The sequence below is a fragment of the Streptomyces sp. ICC4 genome (assembly GCF_003287915.1).
Lineage (GTDB): Bacteria > Actinomycetota > Actinomycetes > Streptomycetales > Streptomycetaceae > Streptomyces > Streptomyces tritrimontium.
This window is the reverse complement of record NZ_CP030286.1, coordinates 5,956,451-5,973,461: the sequence shown is the minus strand read 5'-3', so window position 1 is coordinate 5,973,461 and position 17,011 is coordinate 5,956,451. Positions and strand designations below refer to the sequence as shown.

Here is a 17,011-nt window from a genome sequence, read left to right as displayed (position 1 = left end):
CCTCAAGGTGACTTGAGGTCGTAGGCTCGCAGTATGACGATCAAGGAATACTCACAGGACCAGCTCGCGGCCCAACCCATCGGCTACTGGGCCCGAGAAGCCGCCAACCTCGCCATAGGCGGCCTCCGCGCCGCCCTCGCCGAGGAGAACCTCACCCAGCCCCACTGGTGGACCCTCAACCACGTGGCCGCCACCCCCGCCCAGTGGAAGCGCGCCGCCCTCACCGAGAAGCTGACCCCGTACGACGACCAGGACACCGACTTCGATGCCGTCTACGACGACCTCACGGCCCGAGGCTGGCTCACGGAGGCGGACGGCACCCTCACCCTCACCGAAGCGGGCGAAGCCGGCCGCGTGCGCGCGCACGACCGCAACGCGAAGGTCCACGAGCGGATGCGGGAGGGTGTTGACGACGCCCAGTACGCGGCGACGATCGACGCCCTGCGGCGCGTGGTGGCCAACCTGGGCGGCAGCGGGGACCTGCCCGGCTAGTACTTCGGCCCGATGTGGGCGTCCATGAGCGCGACGGACGCCTTGCGGGCGATGGACACGTTGAAGGGGTCGCTTCCCCGGGCCAGGACCGTCCACTGGACGCCGACCTTGGCGAGGGTGTCGGTGCAGAGCTTCCGGATGTCGTCCGACTTGTTGGTGAAGAAGTACCGCGGGTACTCGTAGCGCTTGCCGTTACGGACGGTCCAGTTCGTGATCCGACACCCGTCGGAGTGGATCAGCCCCCGCACGAACTCCCACGGGTGGGCATCGACGATGCCCTGCTGTCAGTCCTCGAGGACGATGCGCCGCTCATGCTTCTTGCCGGGCGCGTGCTGCGGGAACAGGCAGGTCCAGTGGTGGGTGTAGGACTTGACCTCGACGCAGCCTTGTCGGTGGCGGCGACTCACGCTGGGCAGGGGCATGACGAGGCGCATGGCTTCCTCGGCGGCATCGATGAGGCCGGTCCACGCGGCATCGCAGAAGACGGACAGGTGGTGCTGCTTGCGCTTCGAGATGATGTGGCCGTCGCCGAGGTAGAGGCCGAGGAGATAGGCGTACGCGCCTTGGTCGAGTTCTCGGCCTGTGCACCTCGGGCAGTCAGTCGGCGCTGTGTATGTTTCGCCCCGGCGTTTTCGGTCCTCATGGAGCCACCAGCCCACGGTTCCGCGGGGGACCGAGAGGTGCTCGGCCACGGCTCGGTTGGTCATGCCTCGGCGCAGCAGTACGACTGCGTGTTCGCGTATCGCGGGATTGTGCTCCACAGTCGGGAGCATGCGACGTCATTCGTCCGGTTGGTCGGTAATCGAAGTTTCGTTCACCGTGACGAGTGAAGATCGCCATATCGCTTGGCGACCTTGAAATTGAAGGAGAAGTGCCCCGAGTCGGATTCGAACCGACGCTGAATGGGTTTTGAATCCATGGCCTCTGCCGCTGGGCTACCGGGGCCCCTTCGAAACGAAGGATACCGAAGACCCTCCGTGTCACAAACATACAGGAGCTAGGTAGGCTCGTGGGAGCTGAACCGCCTTGCAACGAGGAGCACCCGTGACCGCCGAGCACGAGTCGACGCCCACGCCCGACGCCGACCAGTCGCACGTTCCGCCGCTGACGACGCGCGTCGTCATCGCCGAGGACGAGGCGCTCATCCGTCTCGACCTCAAGGAAATGCTCGAAGAAGAGGGCTACGCCGTCGTCGGCGAGGCCGGCGACGGGCAGACCGCCATCGAGCTGGCCCGGGAGCACCGCCCCGACCTGGTGATCCTCGATGTGAAGATGCCCGTCCTGGACGGGATCTCCGCGGCCGAGAAGATCGCGGAGGAGTCCATCGCCCCCGTGCTGATGCTCACCGCGTTCTCGCAGCGCGACCTCGTCGAGCGGGCCCGCGACGCCGGTGCCATGGCGTACCTGGTGAAGCCCTTCAGCAAGAGCGATGTCGTCCCCGCGATCGAGATGGCCGTCTCCCGCTTCGCCGAGCTCCGCGCGCTGGAGAAGGAGGTCGCCGACCTCTCGCTCCGCCTGGAGACCCGCAAGCTCGTGGACCGCGCGAAGAGCATCCTGCAGACGCAGTACGGGCTCTCGGAGCCGGCCGCCTTCCGCTGGATCCAGAAGACCTCCATGGACCGCCGGATGTCCATGCAGCAGGTCGCCGAGGCGGTCATCGAGGACGCCGAGGAGAAGAAGGCCGCCGCCAAGGGCGAGTAGCACCCCGCAGCGCGTACGAGTGAGGCCCGCCTCCGGATCCAGGATCCGCAGGCGGGCCTCACTCGTGTGGAGGGGACTGCTCAGTCCTCGCCGAGGTACGCCTTGCGGACGTCCTCGTTGACCAGGAGCTCGCGGCCCGGGCCCGACAGGACGACCTTGCCGATCTCCATCACGTGGCCCCGGTCGGCCAGCGACAGCGCGGCCTGGGCGTTCTGCTCGACCAGCAGGATCGTGGTGCCCTGCGACTTGAGCTCGGCGATGGTCGCCATGATCTTCTGCATCATGATCGGCGAGAGGCCCATCGAGGGCTCGTCGAGCATGAGCAGCTTGGGCCGGGACATGAGCGCGCGGCCCATGGCCAGCATCTGCTGCTCGCCGCCGGAGAGGGTGCCGGCGGCCTGCTTGCGGCGCTCTCCCAGGATCGGGAAGAGGTCGTAGGCGCGCTGGACGTCCTTCTGGATGCCGTCCTTGTCCTTGCGGAGGAAGGCGCCGAGGAGGAGGTTGTCCTCGATCGTCATGCGCGGGAAGATGTGCCGCCCCTCGGGGGAGTGGGCGAGTCCGAGCGCGACGATGTCGTGCGCGGGGATCTTCTTGAGCGACTTGCCCTCGAACTTGATCTGGCCGCCGCGCGGCTTGATCAGGCCCGACAGGGTGCGCAGGGTCGTCGTCTTGCCGGCGCCGTTGGTGCCGATGAGGGTGACGATCTGGCCGGCGTCGACGCTGAAGGAGATGCCCTTGACGGCTTCGATCTTGCCGTAGGCGACACGGAGGTCTTCGACCTCGAGGAGTGCGGTCACCGGTCTTCTCCGTCCGTGCTGGTGCTGCTGTGTGCCTCCGCCGCTTCGACCTCCGCGACTTCTTCGGCGCCGGGGGCGCCTTCGAAGGGTTCGCCGAGGTAGGCGGCGATGACGCGCTCGTCGCCCTGGACCTCGGCGGCGGTGCCTTCGATGAGCTTTTCGCCCTGGACGAGGCAGGCGACGCGGTCGCAGAGGTTGAAGATGAAGCGCATGTCGTGCTCGATGACGAGGACGGCGATGCCCTGGTCGCGGATGGCGAAGATGAGTTCTTCGGTCGCGCGGGTCTCCTGCGGGTTCATGCCGGCGGTGGGCTCGTCGAGGAGGACGAGGCCGGGGTCGCTGGCCAGCGCGCGGGCGATTTCGAGCTTGCGCTGTTCGCCGTAGGGGAGGTTGCGGGCGAGGTGTTCGGACTTGTGGGCGAGGCCGATGAACTCGAGGAGTTCCATGGCCCGGTCGCGGCTCGCCGCTTCTTCCCGGCCGAAGCTGGGGAGGCGCAGGAGGGAGGCCCAGAGTCCGACCTTGGTGCGGGTGTGGCGTCCGACGAGGACGTTTTCCAGGACCGTCATGTTGTTGAAGAGACGGATGTTCTGGAAGGTGCGGGCCACTCCGGCCTCGGTGACCTTGTACGACTTGGGGGGCAGGACCTTGTCCTTGTACCGGACTTCACCCTCGGTGGGGATGTAGAGGCCGGTGAGGCAGTTGAAGAAGGTGGTCTTGCCGGCGCCGTTGGGGCCGATGAGGCCGACGATCTCGCCGCTGCGCACGGTGAGGTCGACGTTCTTGACGGCGGTGAGGCCGCCGAAGCGCATCGTGACGCCGCGTGCGTCCAGGACGGTCTCCGCCGTGGTGGCGGCGGGGGTGTCGGTGGTGGTGGTCGTCATGGGTCAGACCCCTGCCTTGCCGAGGACCGTGGGCGCTTCCATGTCCTTGTGGAGTTCGAGCTGGTTGCGCCGGTTGGGGATGAGGCCTTCGGGGCGCAGGCGCATCAGGACGATGAGGGCGATGCCGAAGACGAGGAGCTGGTATTCGCCGAGGAACTGGAGCTTGTTGGGGATCAGGAAGAGCAGCGAGCCGCCGATCAGGGGTCCCGCGATGGTTCCCATGCCGCCGAGGACTACCGCGGCGAGCAGGAACGCGGAGTTCGGGGGTACGGCCTCGGCGAATTTGTACTGGTCGGGGGTGACCGTGTACTGGACGTGTGCCTGGACCGCGCCGGCGAGGCCGGCGAGGGTGGCGCCGAGGGCGAAGGCGATGAGCTTGACGCGGAAGCCGTTGATGCCCATGGCTTCGGCGGCGGTCTCGTCTTCGCGGATGGCGACCCAGGCGCGGCCGATGCGGGAGTCCGCGCTGCGGCGGAAGACGAGGATCACGATGAGGGTGATCGCCAGCATCAGCAGGAAGTAGTTCGCGAAGCGGCCGATGGTGAATCCGGCGATGGTGTGTGATGCGCCGAAGTCGAATCCGAAGAGGTTGACGTTCGGGATGTTCGCGATGCCGTTGGGCCCGTTGGTGATGTCGGGTCCGGAGGTGCCGTCGAGGTTGTTCATGGAGATGCGGAAGATCTCACCGAAGCCGAGCGTCACGATGGCGAGGTAGTCGCCGCGCAGGCGCAGGGTGGGTGCGCCGATCAGGACGCCGAAGACCATGGAGGCGGCGGCGCCGATGAGGATGGCGGCCCAGAAGGGGAGCTGTACGCCGAAGGGCGAGTTGGGGGAGCCGGAGACCAGGGCCGCGGCGTAGGCGCCGACGCCGAGGAAGGCGACGTAGCCGAGGTCGAGGAGGCCGGTGAGGCCGACGACGATGTTCAGGCCGAGTGCGACGGTGGCGAAGATCAGGATGTTGACGCCGAGGTTCGCGTACTGGTCGTCGGTCTGGGTGAGGGGGAAGGCTGCCGCGGCTGCGAAGGCGCCGACGAGGGCGACGTTGCGGTGGCGGGTGGTGAGGGCGGTGGCGCGGGCGAAGAGGCCGGCCTTGTTGAGGGCTGCGGCACCGAATCCGGCGGTGAACAGGAAGCCGATGAAGAGTTCCTGGTACGGGGTGGTGATGCCGTAGGTGAAGACGGTGAGTGCGAGGCCGAGGATGGCGGCGATCAGGAGGATCTCGGTCCAGGCCGGGAGGGTGCGGGCGGGCTTGAGGGGTCCGGTGGCGAAGGCGGCCCTGAGGGTCGTCCAGCGGTTGCCGGCTTCGTGCTTGAACTTCTCCCATTCGCTGTCGTCGGGGTCGGGGCCTTCGAGTGCGGGGCGCTCGAAGGGGAGCGCGAAGGCGCCGATGACGGCGAGGAGGCTGACGAGGGCTGCGATGCCGGCGCCGGGTTCGAGGTCTACGAGGGCACCGAGTTCGGTGACGATGGAGACGACGGTGTACCAGGTGGTGGCGAAGGCGGCGAGTGCGGCGAGTTTGATCGCGGCGTCGGCGCCTGCGGGGGTGAGCCAGCGCAGGCCCTTGGTGCCGTAGGAGGCGAGGCCGAAGAGGGTGGTGAGGGCTCCGCCGATGAGGACGAGCCACTGGAGGCCGCCGGGGTAGCCGTAGACGGTGAGGTCTCCGGGGTAGGCGGTGGTCCAGGTCCAGGCGAGGAACGCGGAGACGATGGTGAGTGCGCCGCCTGCGGTGGCGAGGGCGCGGGCCGTCTTCTCGGGGAGGGGGATGAATCCCTTGGCCGGTGCGGTGGTCTTCGCGGTGTCCGCGGTGATGGTCGTCATGGAGGTCACACCCTGTCCGCCACGCGCTGGCCCAGCAGGCCTTGTGGCCGGAAGAGGAGCACGAGGATGAGAAGTACGAACGCCCAGGTGTTGCCCCAGGACTGGCCGCCGAGCTGTTCGAAGCCGGGGATGTCGGCGACGTAGACGGTGGTCAGGGTTTCGGCGAGGCCGAGGACGAGGCCGCCGACCATGGCGCCGTAGATGTTGCCGATGCCGCCGAGGACGGCTGCGGTGAATGCCTTGAGGCCGAGGAGGAAGCCCATCTTGAACTGGACTTCGCCGTACTTGAGGCCGTAGGCGACTGCGCCGATGGCGGCGAAGACGGCTCCGAGGGCGAACGCGGTGGTGATGATGCGGTCGGTGTTGATGCCCATGAGCTTGGCGGTGTCGGGGTCCTGGGCGGTCGCCTGCATGCCGCGGCCGGTGCGGGTCTTCTTGACGAAGAAGCCGAGGATGGCCATGGAGATGGGGGCGGCGATCAGGAGGAAGACGTCACCGGTCTGGATGGTGATGCTGCCGAGGTGGAAGGGTCCGCCGGGGATCTCGGGGAAGATCAGGGAGGATTCGGCTCCCGGGTACCAGGCCCATACCGCCTGCTGGAGGGCGATGGAGAGGCCGATGGCGGTGATGAGCGGGGCGAGCCTGGGAGCGCTGCGCAGGGGTCGGTAGGCGAAGCGTTCGGCGCCGACGGCGATCAGTGTGGCGACGATGACGGCGCCTATGATCATGAGCGGGAGGGCTATCCACATGGTGGTGCCCCCGGGGAGCATCAGCCAGACGGTGAGGGCTCCGAAGCCGCCGGTCATGAAGATTTCGCCATGCGCGAAGTTGATGAGCTGGACGATGCCGTAGACCATGGTGTAGCCAATGGCGACGAGCCCGTACATGGATCCCAGTAGCAGGCCGTTGACCAGCTGTTGCGGCAGTTCGTGCACCGCAGGTCCTCCGAGTCTTTCGACGGATGTGACTCCGCGCGGGGCGCTTTTTGTGCGCGCCCCGCGCGGCAGGTTGGTGGTGCCCCGTGGCCGGCCGTTCGAGCGGACTACCGGCTACGGGTTGGTGACTGGTGGAGCTCAGCCCCCGAGGGTGCCGGACTCGACGGACTTCCAGTCGTTGCCCTCGACCTTGTAGACGGTGAGCTGCTTGTTGGTGGCGTCACCGAACTCGTCGAAGGAGACCTTGCCGGTCACGCCGTCGAAGGAGACGCCCTGGACTGCGGCGAGGACCTTGGCGCGGGCGTCGGCGGGGAGCTTGCCGTTGTTGCCGTCGACGGCGGCCTTGACGGCCTCGATGATCGCCCAGGCGGAGTCGTAGGAGTAGCCGCCGTATGCGGCGAAGGGCTCCTTGTATCCGGCCTTGGCGTAGTTGGCGACGAACTCCTTGGCGGAGGGCAGGCTCTCGACGGGGGCGCCGACCGAGGTGGCGAGGTCGCCCGCGGCGCCGGCGCCGGCGAGCTCGACGTACTTCTTGTCGTAGATGCCGTCGCCGCCGATGAGCGGGATGGCGGTGCCGGAGGCCTTGATCTGCTTGGAGAGCGGGCCGGCCGCGGGGTACTCGCCGCCGTAGTAGACGACGTCGGCGCCGGAGCTGCGGACCTCGGTCACGACGGCGGAGAAGTCCTTGCTCTCCGGGTCGATGTGGCCTTCGCCGACGACCTGGCCGCCGAGCTTGGTGAATTCGCCCTTGAAGGTGCCGGCGAGGCCTGCGCCGTAGGTCTTCTTGTCATCAATGATGAAGACCTTCTTCTTGCCCGCCTTGTTGAAGAGGTACTGCGCCGCGAACGGGCCCTGGACGGCGTCCGTGGTGGCGGTGCGGAAGTAGCTCTTGTAGGTGCGGACCTTGTCGCCGGTCGCCCACTTCGGCCCCTGGGTGAGGGAGGGGCTGGTGTTGGCGGGGGAGATCTGGGCGAGCTTGGCGTCGTCGAAGACCTTCTGCATGGACTCCGAGACCGAGGAGTTCAGCGGGCCGACGACTCCGAGGACCTCCTTGTCCGCGACGAGCTTGGTGGCGTTCTGCTGGCCGGAGGAGGCCTGGGCCTGGTCGTCGAGGGCCTGGATCTTGAAGGTGACGCCCTTGACGTACTTCTTCTCGTTGGCCTGCTTGGCGGCGAGGTCGGCGGAGTTCTTGATGCCGAGGCCGAGGGCCGAGAGGTCGCCGGTCAGGGGGGCGTCTACGCCGATGACGACGGTGGTCTCGCCACCGTCGCCGGTGCCGCCGGCCTTGTCGTCACGCGAACCGCAGGCGGTGAGGGTGAGGGCGCCCGCGGCGAGGGCGGCGGTCACGGCAATGAGAGAACGCTGACGCACGATCAGTCCTTTCCTGGCACTGCGTCCCCCGTGGGACGCACCGTGTCGAACGCGGGGAACCGAACTGATGGGAATCCGGCTGGTCGCGGTGACTGGCCGTGACTCTAAGCGGGTCTGAGGACGTTATGGAGGGCTGAGGCCAATGATGTGACTCTCTTGTTATGCCACGGCGTAATAAATAACGGATCTCTGGGGGTGGAACGGGGGAATTCCGGCCGGTTCGTCTTGTCCGCATGGTGAGACGCGTGAGGACCGTCTGGTGATGTGGGTCCTGTCCTGCCAGGACTCTGGGCCCTTTTGGTCATGACGGCAGAGGGGTGCCCTCGTCTCGCTTCTCGGGACAGGCCCTGGTCAGAGCCGTGGAAAGATCTCTGGCATATCGGTCACCGGGGATGTAGCTGTGCTCTTCTTTCTGGAATCCATTACTCAGGGTTACTTCCAGGAGGGGGAGTCCAGAATTCCGTGCTACATGCATGCAGTCGGCCACCTGAATGCGGACGACGAGGTCGCGCGTCTCACCGGCCGCCACGGTGGCCGGAAGGGATGGCTCGATCTCGACGGTCAGCGCCCGCGAAGGCTGCGTCAGCCGCTCCAGGGTGACGGCCGGCCCGGACGCGGTCCGCACACGCACGGTGAAGGCGAAGGCGCTGCCCGGGGGAGCCGGCCCGGCCGGATCGACGTAGACGAGGGAGAAGACCTGCGAGGGGGCGGGCGGCGTGTACGGGGCGGGCCGCGGTCGGGCGGCGTAGAGCGCGGCGCCGGTGGCGATCACGGCCGAGGCGCAGGCCAGGGCCGCGGTGGCCAGGACGGCCCGCCGGTGGCTCGCGTAGAGCTCGCGGGCCCACCGCGGGCCCGGGGGCGTACGGGGTCCCTGCGGCGGGCCCTCCTGGGCCTCGGTGCCCTCGCCGGGCTCGATCGGGCTGATGCCTGCGCTCACTGCCAGGGACCGCCGGTCGGGACGCCGGAGCGGTGGCGCTCGGCGCAGCGGCGCAGCGCCTCCCGGGCGGTGAGCTCGCGGGCGGCGTCCGGGCCCTTGGCGCGCTGTTCGGCGCGGGCGTCGGTGAGGACGGCGAGGAGGATCTCGTACTGGCCGCCGGACAGGCCCATGGCCTGGTAGTCGAGGCGGACGGCGTCCTCGCCCTCGCCGGCGCCGAGGATCACGCCGGCCCAGTGGGTGATCAGGTCGGTGCACAGCTGCTGGGGCGGGGTGGGCCGGGGGGTCTCGGCGGTCGTCGGCGGCGTCAGATGGGTATAAGAGGCAGATACTGGAGGCATGCGGTTGACGATTTTCTGGGAGCGGATGGCCGAGCACTTCGGCGCGGGCTACGCGGACTCCTTCGCGCGGGACCACGTGATGACGGAGCTCGGGGGCCGCACGGTCCACGAGGCGCTGGACGCCGGCTGGGAGGCCAAGGACGTGTGGCGCGCGGTGTGTTCGGCGGTCGGTGTGCCCGCTTCGCTGCGCTGATCGAGGGCAGGGGCCCGCAAGGTTCCTCGCACAGGCGGCCGGTGGGACAGACTTGGACCCGTGGCAGCGACTGAAGAGACGACGACCGGCCGGCCGCCCGAAGAGGTTCCCGAGGGCCCGGGCGGCGATGGCGGGACCGGCGCCGGCGGCCCCGGGGGCGCCCCCGGAAGGGCCCCGGGAGGTCCGCCCGGCGGCGGCGCGCCCGCGGCCCCCGCGCCCGCGGACGCGCGGATGCCGCGCTGGCTGCCGCGCGCGGTGGTCCTCGTACTGGCCCTCGTCGCCTGTTTCCAGCTCGGCAGCTGGGCCTTCCACCAGCTGATCGGGTTGCTCGTCAACATCCTGATCGCGTTCTTCCTCGCGCTCGCCATCGAACCGGCCGTGGCCAGGATGGCGGCCCGGGGCGTGCGCCGCGGGCTCGCCGCCTTCCTGGTGTTCCTGGGGGTGTTCGTCGCGTCCGCAGGCTTCGTCACCCTGCTCGGCTCGATCCTCGCCTCGCAGATCATCGACCTCGTGGAAGGCTTCCCCGGCTATCTCGACTCGTTGATCGGCTCGATCAACGACACCTTCCACACGCACCTGTCCCGGCTGGACATCCAGGACAGCCTGCTGCACTCGGACTGGCTGCAGAAGTACGTGCAGAACAGCGCGAGCGGCGTGCTCGACGTGTCCGGCGCGGTGCTGGGCGGACTCTTCAAGCTGCTGACCATCGGCCTGTTCTCCTTCTACTTCGCCGCCGACGGGCCGCGGCTGCGCCGCGCGCTGTGCTCCGTACTGCCCCCGGCGAAGCAGGCGGAGGTGCTGCGGGCCTGGGAGATCGCCGTCACGAAGACGGGCGGCTACCTCTACTCGCGCGGGCTGATGGCGCTGGTCTCCGGGGTCGCGCACTACATCTGCTTCGTGGTGCTCGACATTCCGTACGCGCCCGCGCTCGCGGTGTGGGTGGGCCTGGTGTCCCAGTTCATCCCCACCATCGGCACCTACCTGGCGGGCGCGCTGCCGATGCTGCTCGCCTTCACGGTCAACCCCTGGTACGCGCTGTACGTGCTCGGATTCGTGGTGGTGTACCAGCAGTTCGAGAACTACGTGCTCCAGCCGAAGCTGACCTCGAAGACGGTCGACATCCACCCGGCGGTGGCCTTCGGATCGGTCATCGCCGGCACCGCCCTGCTCGGCGCGGTCGGGGCGCTCATCGCGATCCCCGCCGTCGCCACGCTCCAGGCGTTCCTGGGCGCGTACGTGAAGCGGTACGCACTGACCGACGACGCGGACGCCTCTACTTCGCGGTCCCGTCCGAGGCGCCGAGTACGGCTGCCAGGGCGTCGTTGACCCAGATCTCGACGGCGTCCTTGTCCACGCCGAGGCCGCTGAGCGGACCCGTCCCGTTCTCCAGCTCCAGGAGCGCGAGCAGGACGTGCTCGGTGCCCACGTAGCTGTGGCCCAGGCGCAGGGCCTCGCGGAAGGTGAGTTCCAGGGCCTTCTTCGCGGAGACGTCGAAGGGGACCAGCTCGGGGACGTCCTCCACGGCCGGGGGCAGGGCGGTCGTCACGGCGGCGCGTACGTCGTCGGCCGCGATCCCCTGGGCGGCGATGGCGTGGGCGGCGAGGCCGTCGGGCTCGGCCAGCAGCCCGAGGACGAGGTGCTCGGTGCGGATCTCGGTGTTGCCGGCGGCGCGGGCCTCGTTCTGCGCGGTCACCACCACGTTGCGGGCGCGGGGGGTGAAGCGGCCGAAGCCCTGCTGGGGATTGAGTCCCGCGTCGCCCTCCTTGTCGGCCTTGGGGACGAACCGCTTCTGGGCGGCCTGGCGGGTGACGCCCATGCTGCGGCCGATGTCGGTCCAGGAGGCGCCGGAGCGGCGGGCCTGGTCGACGAAGTGGCCGATGAGGTGGTCCGCGACGTCCCCGAGGGCCTCGGCGGCGACGACGGCGCCGCTGAGCTGCTCCAGGGTGTCGGTGTGGACCTTCTTGATGGCCTCGATGAGGTCGTCGAGGCGTACCGGATTGGTCATGCGGACAGGTTCCACCGAAGGGTTCGTCATGGACGCAACCCTAGGTTGACAGTCAGAAGAGTGTCAACCCGTGGTTGTCACTTTCCCTTTCCGGGTGCGCGCAGGGGAAACCTCGCGCGCTCGCGCCAGGCCGTGCCGTCGTACACCACCAGCTCCACCGAGCGGACGCGGGCGGTGAAGGGGAGCCGCCCGGCGAGGTCCGCCTCGGCGGCGTCCTCGGCCGCCGCCGGTGCGCGCTGGGCCACGGTGAGGTGCGGGGCCGGGTCGGGGTGGCGGCCGCCGTAGGGCGGGGCCTCCGGCCAGCGCTCGGCGGCCGCCAGGGTCAGCCGGCGCAGCGGGGCGTCCGGCTCGGGGGCGAGGTACAGCAGCCCCGGGAGCCGGCCGGTCCGCTCGAAGCGAACGTCGAAGGCGGGGTGGGGGCACAGGACCGCGGTGAGGTCGGCGAGGGTGGAATCGTCGATCCGGCTCTCGTCCAGGAACGGGTAGAGGACGCTGACGTGCGCCGGGACCCCGGTCCGGGCGGCGGGGTCGAGCCGGTCCCGCCAGGCGCCGACGACGGGGTCGGCCTCGGGTATCCGCACGATGAGCGCGGTCCGGCCGGCGGGGAACATGCTGGAGGTGTCGTCCGTCATGGCAGTGGATCATGCCACCGCGGGCGTGGCGGACGGGTCCGGCGTGGCGCGCTTGACAGGGAAATCGAACACGCATTCTCATGGGTTGTCCACAGTCAAACCGGACGTGGGACCGCGTTGTCAGTGGCAGGCGTTAGCGTCAATGGCGTGAAGCGATCGACTCAAGCAAATCGGGTGGAACCCATGGCAGGCACCGACCGTGAGAAGGCTCTCGACGCCGCTCTCGCACAGATTGAACGGCAGTTCGGCAAGGGCGCCGTGATGCGTCTCGGCGACAAGCCGAACGACCCCATCGACGTCATCCCGACCGGGTCGACCGCGCTGGACATCGCGCTCGGCGTCGGCGGGCTGCCGCGCGGCCGCGTGGTCGAGGTGTACGGGCCGGAGTCCTCCGGTAAGACCACCCTGACCCTCCATGCCGTCGCCAACGCGCAGAAGGCCGGCGGCACCGTCGCCTTCATCGACGCCGAGCACGCGCTCGACCCCGAGTACGCCAAGGCCCTCGGTGTCGACACCGACAACCTCATCCTGTCCCAGCCGGACACCGGCGAGCAGGCGCTGGAGATCGTGGACATGCTCGTCCGCTCCGGCGCGCTCGACCTCATCGTCATCGACTCCGTGGCGGCGCTCGTACCGCGTGCGGAGATCGAGGGCGAGATGGGCGACTCGCACGTGGGTCTCCAGGCCCGTCTGATGAGCCAGGCCCTCCGGAAGATCACCGGTGCGCTCAGCCAGTCCAAGACCACCGCGATCTTCATCAACCAGCTCCGCGAGAAGATCGGTGTGATGTTCGGCTCGCCGGAGACCACCACCGGTGGCCGCGCGCTGAAGTTCTACGCCTCCGTGCGCCTCGACATCCGCCGCATCGAGACCCTCAAGGACGGCACGGACGCGGTCGGCAACCGCACCCGCGTCAAGGTCGTCAAGAACAAGGTCGCGCCGCCCTTCAAGCAGGCCGAGTTCGACATCCTCTACGGCCACGGCATCAGCCGCGAGGGCGGCCTGATCGACATGGGCGTGGAGCACGGCTTCGTGCGCAAGGCCGGCGCCTGGTACACGTACGAGGGCGACCAGCTCGGCCAGGGCAAGGAGAACGCGCGCAAGTTCCTCTGCGACAACCCCGACCTCTCCGACGAGATCGAGCGGAAGATCAAGGAGAAGCTGGGCGTCGGTGTCCGCAAGGACGCCGCTGCCACCGCCGTCGCTGCCGAGGCCGGCGCGGACGCGTCCGCCGAGACGCCGGCCGTGCCCGCCCCCGCGTCGAAGGCCAAGACGGCGGCCAAGGCCGCCGTCGCCAAGAGCTGATCCGTGTTGGAGCAGGAAAGGGGCGATGGCGCAGACGGCCGGGAAGGCCGTCGTGAGGGCCGCCGTGCGGGCAGTCGTGAAGGCCGGCGCGGGGGCGCCGGCCGGGAAGGCCGTCGCGGGGAAGACCGCGCCGGCCGTCAGGAGCTGCCGCCCCAGAGTCCCGAGGAGCAGGCGCGGGCGATCTGTCTTCGCCTGCTCACCGGGATGCCGCGCGCCCGGCGGCAGCTCGCGGACGCGCTGGCCAAGCGGGACATCCCCGAAGAGGTGGCGGAGCAGGTCCTCTCCCGGTTCGAGGAAGTGGGCCTGATCGACGACGCCGCGTTCGCCGGGGCCTGGGTCGAGTCCAGGCACCGGGGCCGGGGTCTGGCCCGCCGGGCGCTCGCCCAGGAGCTGCGCACCAAGGGGGTGGACGCCGTCCTCGTACAGGACGCCCTGGAACAGCTGGACTCCGACCAGGAGGAGGAGACCGCCCGGGAGCTCGTGGAGCGCAAGCTCCGCTCCACCCGGGGCCTGGAGCGGGACAAGCGGCTCCGGCGACTCGCCGGGATGCTCGCCCGCAAGGGGTACCCGGAGGGCATGGCCCTGCGGGTGGTCCGCCGCGCCCTGGAGGCGGAGGGCGCCGAGGACTCCGACGCCGACGACCTGGGGTACCCCGGGGGCTGAGCCCGCTCCGGGAGGGGCCGGCCCCCGGGGCCGGGACGGGTCGGGACGTGCTGGGCCGGGACGTGCCGGGGTCAGGACGTGCCGGGGTCAGGACGTGCGGTCACCGGGAGGCCTGCCGCGCGCCAGGCCTGGAAGCCGCCCGTGAGGTCCGTCGCGCGGGAGAGGGACAGCGCGTGGAGGGAAGCCGCCGCCAGGGTGGAGGCGTAGCCCTCGTTGCAGATGACGATGACCCGGATGCCGTGGTCCGTGGCCTGCGGCAGGCGGTGCGAGCCTTCCGGGTCCAGGCGCCACTCCAGCTCGTTGCGCTCGATCACCAGCGCGCCCGGGATCAGCCCGTCCCGCTCGCGCAGGGCCTGGTACCTGATGTCGACCAGCAGGGCCCCGGCCAGGTGCTCCTCGTGCGCCTGGGCCGGCTCCACCCGCGTGTAGGTGGTGCGCAGCCGGTCCACGAGGGCGTCGATGCCGGTCACTGCCAGTCCGCCGGGCGCTCGACCTGCTCCAGCGTGAGCACCGGGCCGGTGCGGCTGTAGCGGCGGATCAGGGGGAGCGGCGGGTGGTAGGCGTGGACCGAGATCGCGTGCTCGGTCCCGGACTCGTTCAGCACCTCGTGCACGTGGTGCTCGCCGAAGGCCCGCCCGGTGCCCGGCCCCAGCGCGCGCGTGCGGTCCACGTCCGGAGCCAGGGAGAGGGAGTGCCAGCCCTCCGCGGGCAGCCGCACCGTCAGGGAGTTCTCCGTGAGGCGGCCCCGCGCGGTGGTGAACGCGCCCCGGGACTCGGCGTGGTCGTGCCAGCCGGTGCCGGTGCCCGGCGGCCAGCCGATCAGCCAGGCCTCGCTGCCGCCCGGGCCGTCGAGCCGGATCCAGGTCCGGCCCTCGGGGTCCAGGGGGAGGGAGGCGATCAGCTCGGGGTCGGAGGCGACGTGCCGGGTGAAGGCGAGGAGTTCCGCGGCCGTGATCGCGGGCGCGGCGGCGGGGGCGTGGGTGGGCGCAGACATGGAGGGTGACCGTCCTGGGGGTTCGCGAGAGCGCGCGGCACACGAGGGGCGCGCGGAGGAAGGCGAATCAGCAGGAAGGGCGACACACGCAGCCCGCGTAGCGGAGCAGGTCCATATGGACCCTCCGCCACAGGCGTACGTCGTTGCCGGTCATGTCGGCGAGTGAAGCACGAGTCGGGCGGCCGGTCAATCGATCACGGGTGCGGGCGTGGGCACGGGGGCCGCGGAACCGGACGCCGAGGGCGCCCCGTGGCGGACCGCGTCGGCGGCCTCGTACAGCTCCGCCGGGCGGACTCCGGCGAAGGTCGCCGCGAGATGGCCGTCGGGCCGCACCAGGAGCACGGTGTGCGCCGGCGCCCCCGGGTAGCCGTCGGCGACGAGCAGTTCCGTGCGGACCGGGAGCGCGCTGACCGCCGCCGCGAGGCGGGGCATCAGGCCGGCGCCCAGCCAGTGGCGCCGGTCCCAGACCCCGGTCCCGGGGGCGACGAGGACGACCAGCAGCCGGCCCCGGCCCAGCTGGTCGCGCAGCGGCACCGTCGAGCCGTCGGGCGCGGTCACCGGGACGTTCGCGACGGGCCCGCCCGGCTCGGTGGCGGTGGGGACCTCGCGCACGGCGACGGGCGGGGCGTACACCGGCTCCGCGCCCAGCGGCCCGCGCCCCAAGTGGCCGTCGGTCAGGAGGGATTCGGCGGACCGCGCGGCCCCGGGGAGGTAGGTGCGCAGCCCGCCCCCGGCGCGCAGTGCGGGCATGGCCTGGTCGGCGGCGCGCAGCCGGGCGGCCACCGCCCTGCGGCGCTCGGCCTCGTAGCTGTCGAGGAGTTCCTCGGAGGCCCCCTGGTGCCAGGCGATGGCGAGCTTCCAGGCGAGGTTCTCGGCGTCCCGGAGGCCCTCCTCGACGCCCTGGGTGCCGAGCGCGCCGAGCAGGTGCGCGGCGTCCCCGGCGAGGAAGGCGCGGCCGTCGCGCCAGCGCCGGGCGAGCCGGTGGTGCAGGGTGTGGACCCCGGTGTCGAGGAGCTCGTACGGGGGTGTCGTGCCGCCGCACCACAGGGCGAGGGTGTCGCGGATGAGGGTCACCAGCGCGTCGGGGGTGACGAGGTCCCCGCGCGCGGGCAGCAGCCAGTCCAGCCGGTACACCCCGTCGGCCAGCGGTCTGGCGGTGACCTCGTCCACCCCGTTGGCCTGGCCGCGGTGCAGCAACGCCTCTCCGGGCCAGGGAAGTTCGGTGCGCAGGGCGGCGACGGCGTGCCGTTCGACGGCGGTGCGGCCGGGGAAGCGGATGCCGAGGAGCTTGCGCACGGTGGAGCGGGCTCCGTCGCAGCCGACCAGGTAGCTGCCGCGCCACCACGTGGTCTCGGCGCCGCGGGTGTGCGCGGTGACCCCGTGGCCGTCCTGCTCCACGGAGTCGAGCCTGCTCTCGGTGACCAGCTGGACCAGGGGGTGGGCGAGGGCGGCGTCGCGCAGTCCGCGGGTCAGCGCGTGCTGGGGCAGGTGGGCCGGGGCCGGGCCGTCCTCGAAGGTGATCCGCTGCGCGTCGCGGCCGCGCCGCATGGTGCGCCAGGCGGCGAAGTAGGTGCCCTCGTCGCGCAGGGTCGCGCAGCCCAGCCGGTGCACCATGGCGGCGGTGTCGGCGTGCAGGGCGACGGTGCGGGCGGGGCGGAGTTCGTCCTTGCCGGGTCCCTCGTCGAGCAGGACGCAGGGCACGCCCTGGCCGGCCAGGGCGAGGGCCATGGACAGCCCGACGGGCCCCGCGCCGACGACGATCACCGGGTCCATGATGTGGCTCCCGGTGTCCGGTATGTGATCACAGAACGTATGCAACCCACTGGAGGTGCCTGCGTCAAGTGACGCCGGGCCGGACAATGCCGAGTGGTGCGGCGGATGAGTTCCGCCGCACCACACGTGTCCCGCCAGTGTACTGACCGTCTGTCAGCCCGGTTGCCGGAGGCCGG

General features: G+C 70.4%; 19 protein-coding genes, 1 tRNA gene and 1 pseudogene. 6 read left to right on the top strand and 15 right to left on the bottom strand.

Annotated elements, in window-relative coordinates; translation table 11 throughout:
- The first annotated feature begins 33 nt into the window (after nucleotides 1–33).
- Nucleotides 34–492 carry a MarR family transcriptional regulator gene (locus tag DRB89_RS27855; protein ID WP_112449762.1) on the top strand — a complete coding sequence of 153 codons (459 nt, stop codon included), beginning with the start codon at nucleotides 34–36 and terminating at the stop codon, nucleotides 490–492.
- On the opposite strand, the pseudogene DRB89_RS27850 reads toward DRB89_RS27855, so the two are convergent.
- Together DRB89_RS27850 and DRB89_RS27845 are read right to left on the bottom strand one after the other, a co-directional pair.
- Nucleotides 489–1,199: pseudogene (locus DRB89_RS27850) on the bottom strand (helix-turn-helix domain-containing protein). The gene DRB89_RS27855 and the pseudogene DRB89_RS27850 overlap by 4 nt on opposite strands.
- Before the next feature lie 165 nt (nucleotides 1,200–1,364).
- Nucleotides 1,365–1,437, bottom strand: a tRNA-Leu gene (locus DRB89_RS27845).
- Between the two features lie 99 nt (nucleotides 1,438–1,536).
- On the opposite strand from DRB89_RS27845, the gene DRB89_RS27840 reads away from it, so the two are divergent.
- A complete protein-coding gene (locus tag DRB89_RS27840) occupies nucleotides 1,537–2,193 on the top strand; it encodes a response regulator (protein WP_112449761.1) in 657 nt (218 codons plus the stop codon).
- An 80-nt stretch (nucleotides 2,194–2,273) separates the two neighbouring features.
- Here DRB89_RS27840 and DRB89_RS27835 read toward each other — a convergent pair whose 3' ends face one another.
- The 7 genes from DRB89_RS27835 to DRB89_RS27805 form a co-directional block, all read right to left on the bottom strand.
- The gene (locus DRB89_RS27835; protein WP_112449760.1) at nucleotides 2,274–2,990 is read right to left on the bottom strand and encodes an ABC transporter ATP-binding protein; all 717 of its coding nucleotides are present in this window, start codon (nucleotides 2,988–2,990) and stop codon (nucleotides 2,274–2,276) included.
- A complete protein-coding gene (locus DRB89_RS27830) occupies nucleotides 2,987–3,871 on the bottom strand; it encodes an ABC transporter ATP-binding protein (protein ID WP_112449759.1) in 885 nt (294 codons plus the stop codon). The genes DRB89_RS27835 and DRB89_RS27830 overlap by 4 nt, the downstream gene beginning before the upstream one ends.
- Before the next feature lie 3 nt (nucleotides 3,872–3,874).
- Nucleotides 3,875–5,698: a branched-chain amino acid ABC transporter permease gene (locus DRB89_RS27825; RefSeq protein WP_239516361.1), complete on the bottom strand. Its 1,824-nt coding sequence runs from the start codon at nucleotides 5,696–5,698 to the stop codon at nucleotides 3,875–3,877.
- Nucleotides 5,695–6,624: a branched-chain amino acid ABC transporter permease gene (locus DRB89_RS27820; RefSeq protein WP_112449758.1), complete on the bottom strand. Its 930-nt coding sequence runs from the start codon at nucleotides 6,622–6,624 to the stop codon at nucleotides 5,695–5,697. Before DRB89_RS27820 ends, DRB89_RS27825 begins: the two co-directional genes overlap by 4 nt.
- Nucleotides 6,625–6,762: 138 nt before the next feature.
- The gene (locus tag DRB89_RS27815) at nucleotides 6,763–7,995 is read right to left on the bottom strand and encodes a branched-chain amino acid ABC transporter substrate-binding protein (protein WP_112449757.1); all 1,233 of its coding nucleotides are present in this window, start codon (nucleotides 7,993–7,995) and stop codon (nucleotides 6,763–6,765) included.
- 301 nt (nucleotides 7,996–8,296) lie between these two features.
- Nucleotides 8,297–8,932 carry a Tat pathway signal sequence domain protein gene (locus DRB89_RS27810; protein WP_112463460.1) on the bottom strand — a complete coding sequence of 212 codons (636 nt, stop codon included), beginning with the start codon at nucleotides 8,930–8,932 and terminating at the stop codon, nucleotides 8,297–8,299.
- Nucleotides 8,929–9,270 carry a hypothetical protein gene (locus tag DRB89_RS27805; RefSeq protein WP_162688747.1) on the bottom strand — a complete coding sequence of 114 codons (342 nt, stop codon included), beginning with the start codon at nucleotides 9,268–9,270 and terminating at the stop codon, nucleotides 8,929–8,931. Before DRB89_RS27805 ends, DRB89_RS27810 begins: the two co-directional genes overlap by 4 nt.
- Here DRB89_RS27805 and DRB89_RS27800 point away from each other — a divergent pair.
- The gene (locus tag DRB89_RS27800) at nucleotides 9,269–9,463 is read left to right on the top strand and encodes a DUF3046 domain-containing protein (RefSeq protein WP_112451158.1); all 195 of its coding nucleotides are present in this window, start codon (nucleotides 9,269–9,271) and stop codon (nucleotides 9,461–9,463) included. The genes DRB89_RS27805 and DRB89_RS27800 overlap by 2 nt on opposite strands.
- Before the next feature lie 60 nt (nucleotides 9,464–9,523).
- The gene (locus DRB89_RS27795; protein WP_112451159.1) at nucleotides 9,524–10,789 is read left to right on the top strand and encodes an AI-2E family transporter; all 1,266 of its coding nucleotides are present in this window, start codon (nucleotides 9,524–9,526) and stop codon (nucleotides 10,787–10,789) included.
- Here DRB89_RS27795 and DRB89_RS27790 read toward each other — a convergent pair.
- On the bottom strand, nucleotides 10,737–11,498 hold the full coding sequence (locus DRB89_RS27790) for a Clp protease N-terminal domain-containing protein (protein ID WP_112451160.1): 762 nt from the start codon (nucleotides 11,496–11,498) through the stop codon (nucleotides 10,737–10,739). The genes DRB89_RS27795 and DRB89_RS27790 overlap by 53 nt on opposite strands.
- Before the next feature lie 47 nt (nucleotides 11,499–11,545).
- The gene (locus DRB89_RS27785) at nucleotides 11,546–12,100 is read right to left on the bottom strand and encodes a 2'-5' RNA ligase family protein (RefSeq protein WP_112451161.1); all 555 of its coding nucleotides are present in this window, start codon (nucleotides 12,098–12,100) and stop codon (nucleotides 11,546–11,548) included.
- A 183-nt stretch (nucleotides 12,101–12,283) separates the two neighbouring features.
- On the opposite strand from DRB89_RS27785, the gene recA reads away from it, so the two are divergent.
- A complete protein-coding gene (gene recA, locus DRB89_RS27780) occupies nucleotides 12,284–13,405 on the top strand; it encodes a recombinase RecA (RefSeq protein WP_204357839.1) in 1,122 nt (373 codons plus the stop codon).
- Nucleotides 13,406–13,408: 3 nt separating this feature from the next.
- Nucleotides 13,409–14,068, top strand: coding sequence for a recombination regulator RecX (recX, locus tag DRB89_RS27775; RefSeq protein WP_239516360.1), 660 nt, complete (start codon nucleotides 13,409–13,411; stop codon nucleotides 14,066–14,068).
- Between the two features lie 71 nt (nucleotides 14,069–14,139).
- On the opposite strand, the gene DRB89_RS27770 is transcribed toward recX, so the two are convergent.
- The 4 genes from DRB89_RS27770 to DRB89_RS27760 form a co-directional block, all read right to left on the bottom strand.
- Nucleotides 14,140–14,544: a rhodanese-like domain-containing protein gene (locus DRB89_RS27770; RefSeq protein WP_112463894.1), complete on the bottom strand. Its 405-nt coding sequence runs from the start codon at nucleotides 14,542–14,544 to the stop codon at nucleotides 14,140–14,142.
- A complete protein-coding gene (locus DRB89_RS27765; protein ID WP_112463458.1) occupies nucleotides 14,535–15,062 on the bottom strand; it encodes a cysteine dioxygenase in 528 nt (175 codons plus the stop codon). The genes DRB89_RS27770 and DRB89_RS27765 overlap by 10 nt, the downstream gene beginning before the upstream one ends.
- A gap of 67 nt (nucleotides 15,063–15,129) precedes the next feature.
- On the bottom strand, nucleotides 15,130–15,177 hold the full coding sequence (locus tag DRB89_RS46390) for a hypothetical protein (protein ID WP_311314449.1): 48 nt from the start codon (nucleotides 15,175–15,177) through the stop codon (nucleotides 15,130–15,132).
- Between the two features lie 71 nt (nucleotides 15,178–15,248).
- A complete protein-coding gene (locus DRB89_RS27760; protein ID WP_112451922.1) occupies nucleotides 15,249–16,835 on the bottom strand; it encodes an FAD-dependent monooxygenase in 1,587 nt (528 codons plus the stop codon).
- Between the last annotated feature and the right edge of the window lie 176 nt (nucleotides 16,836–17,011).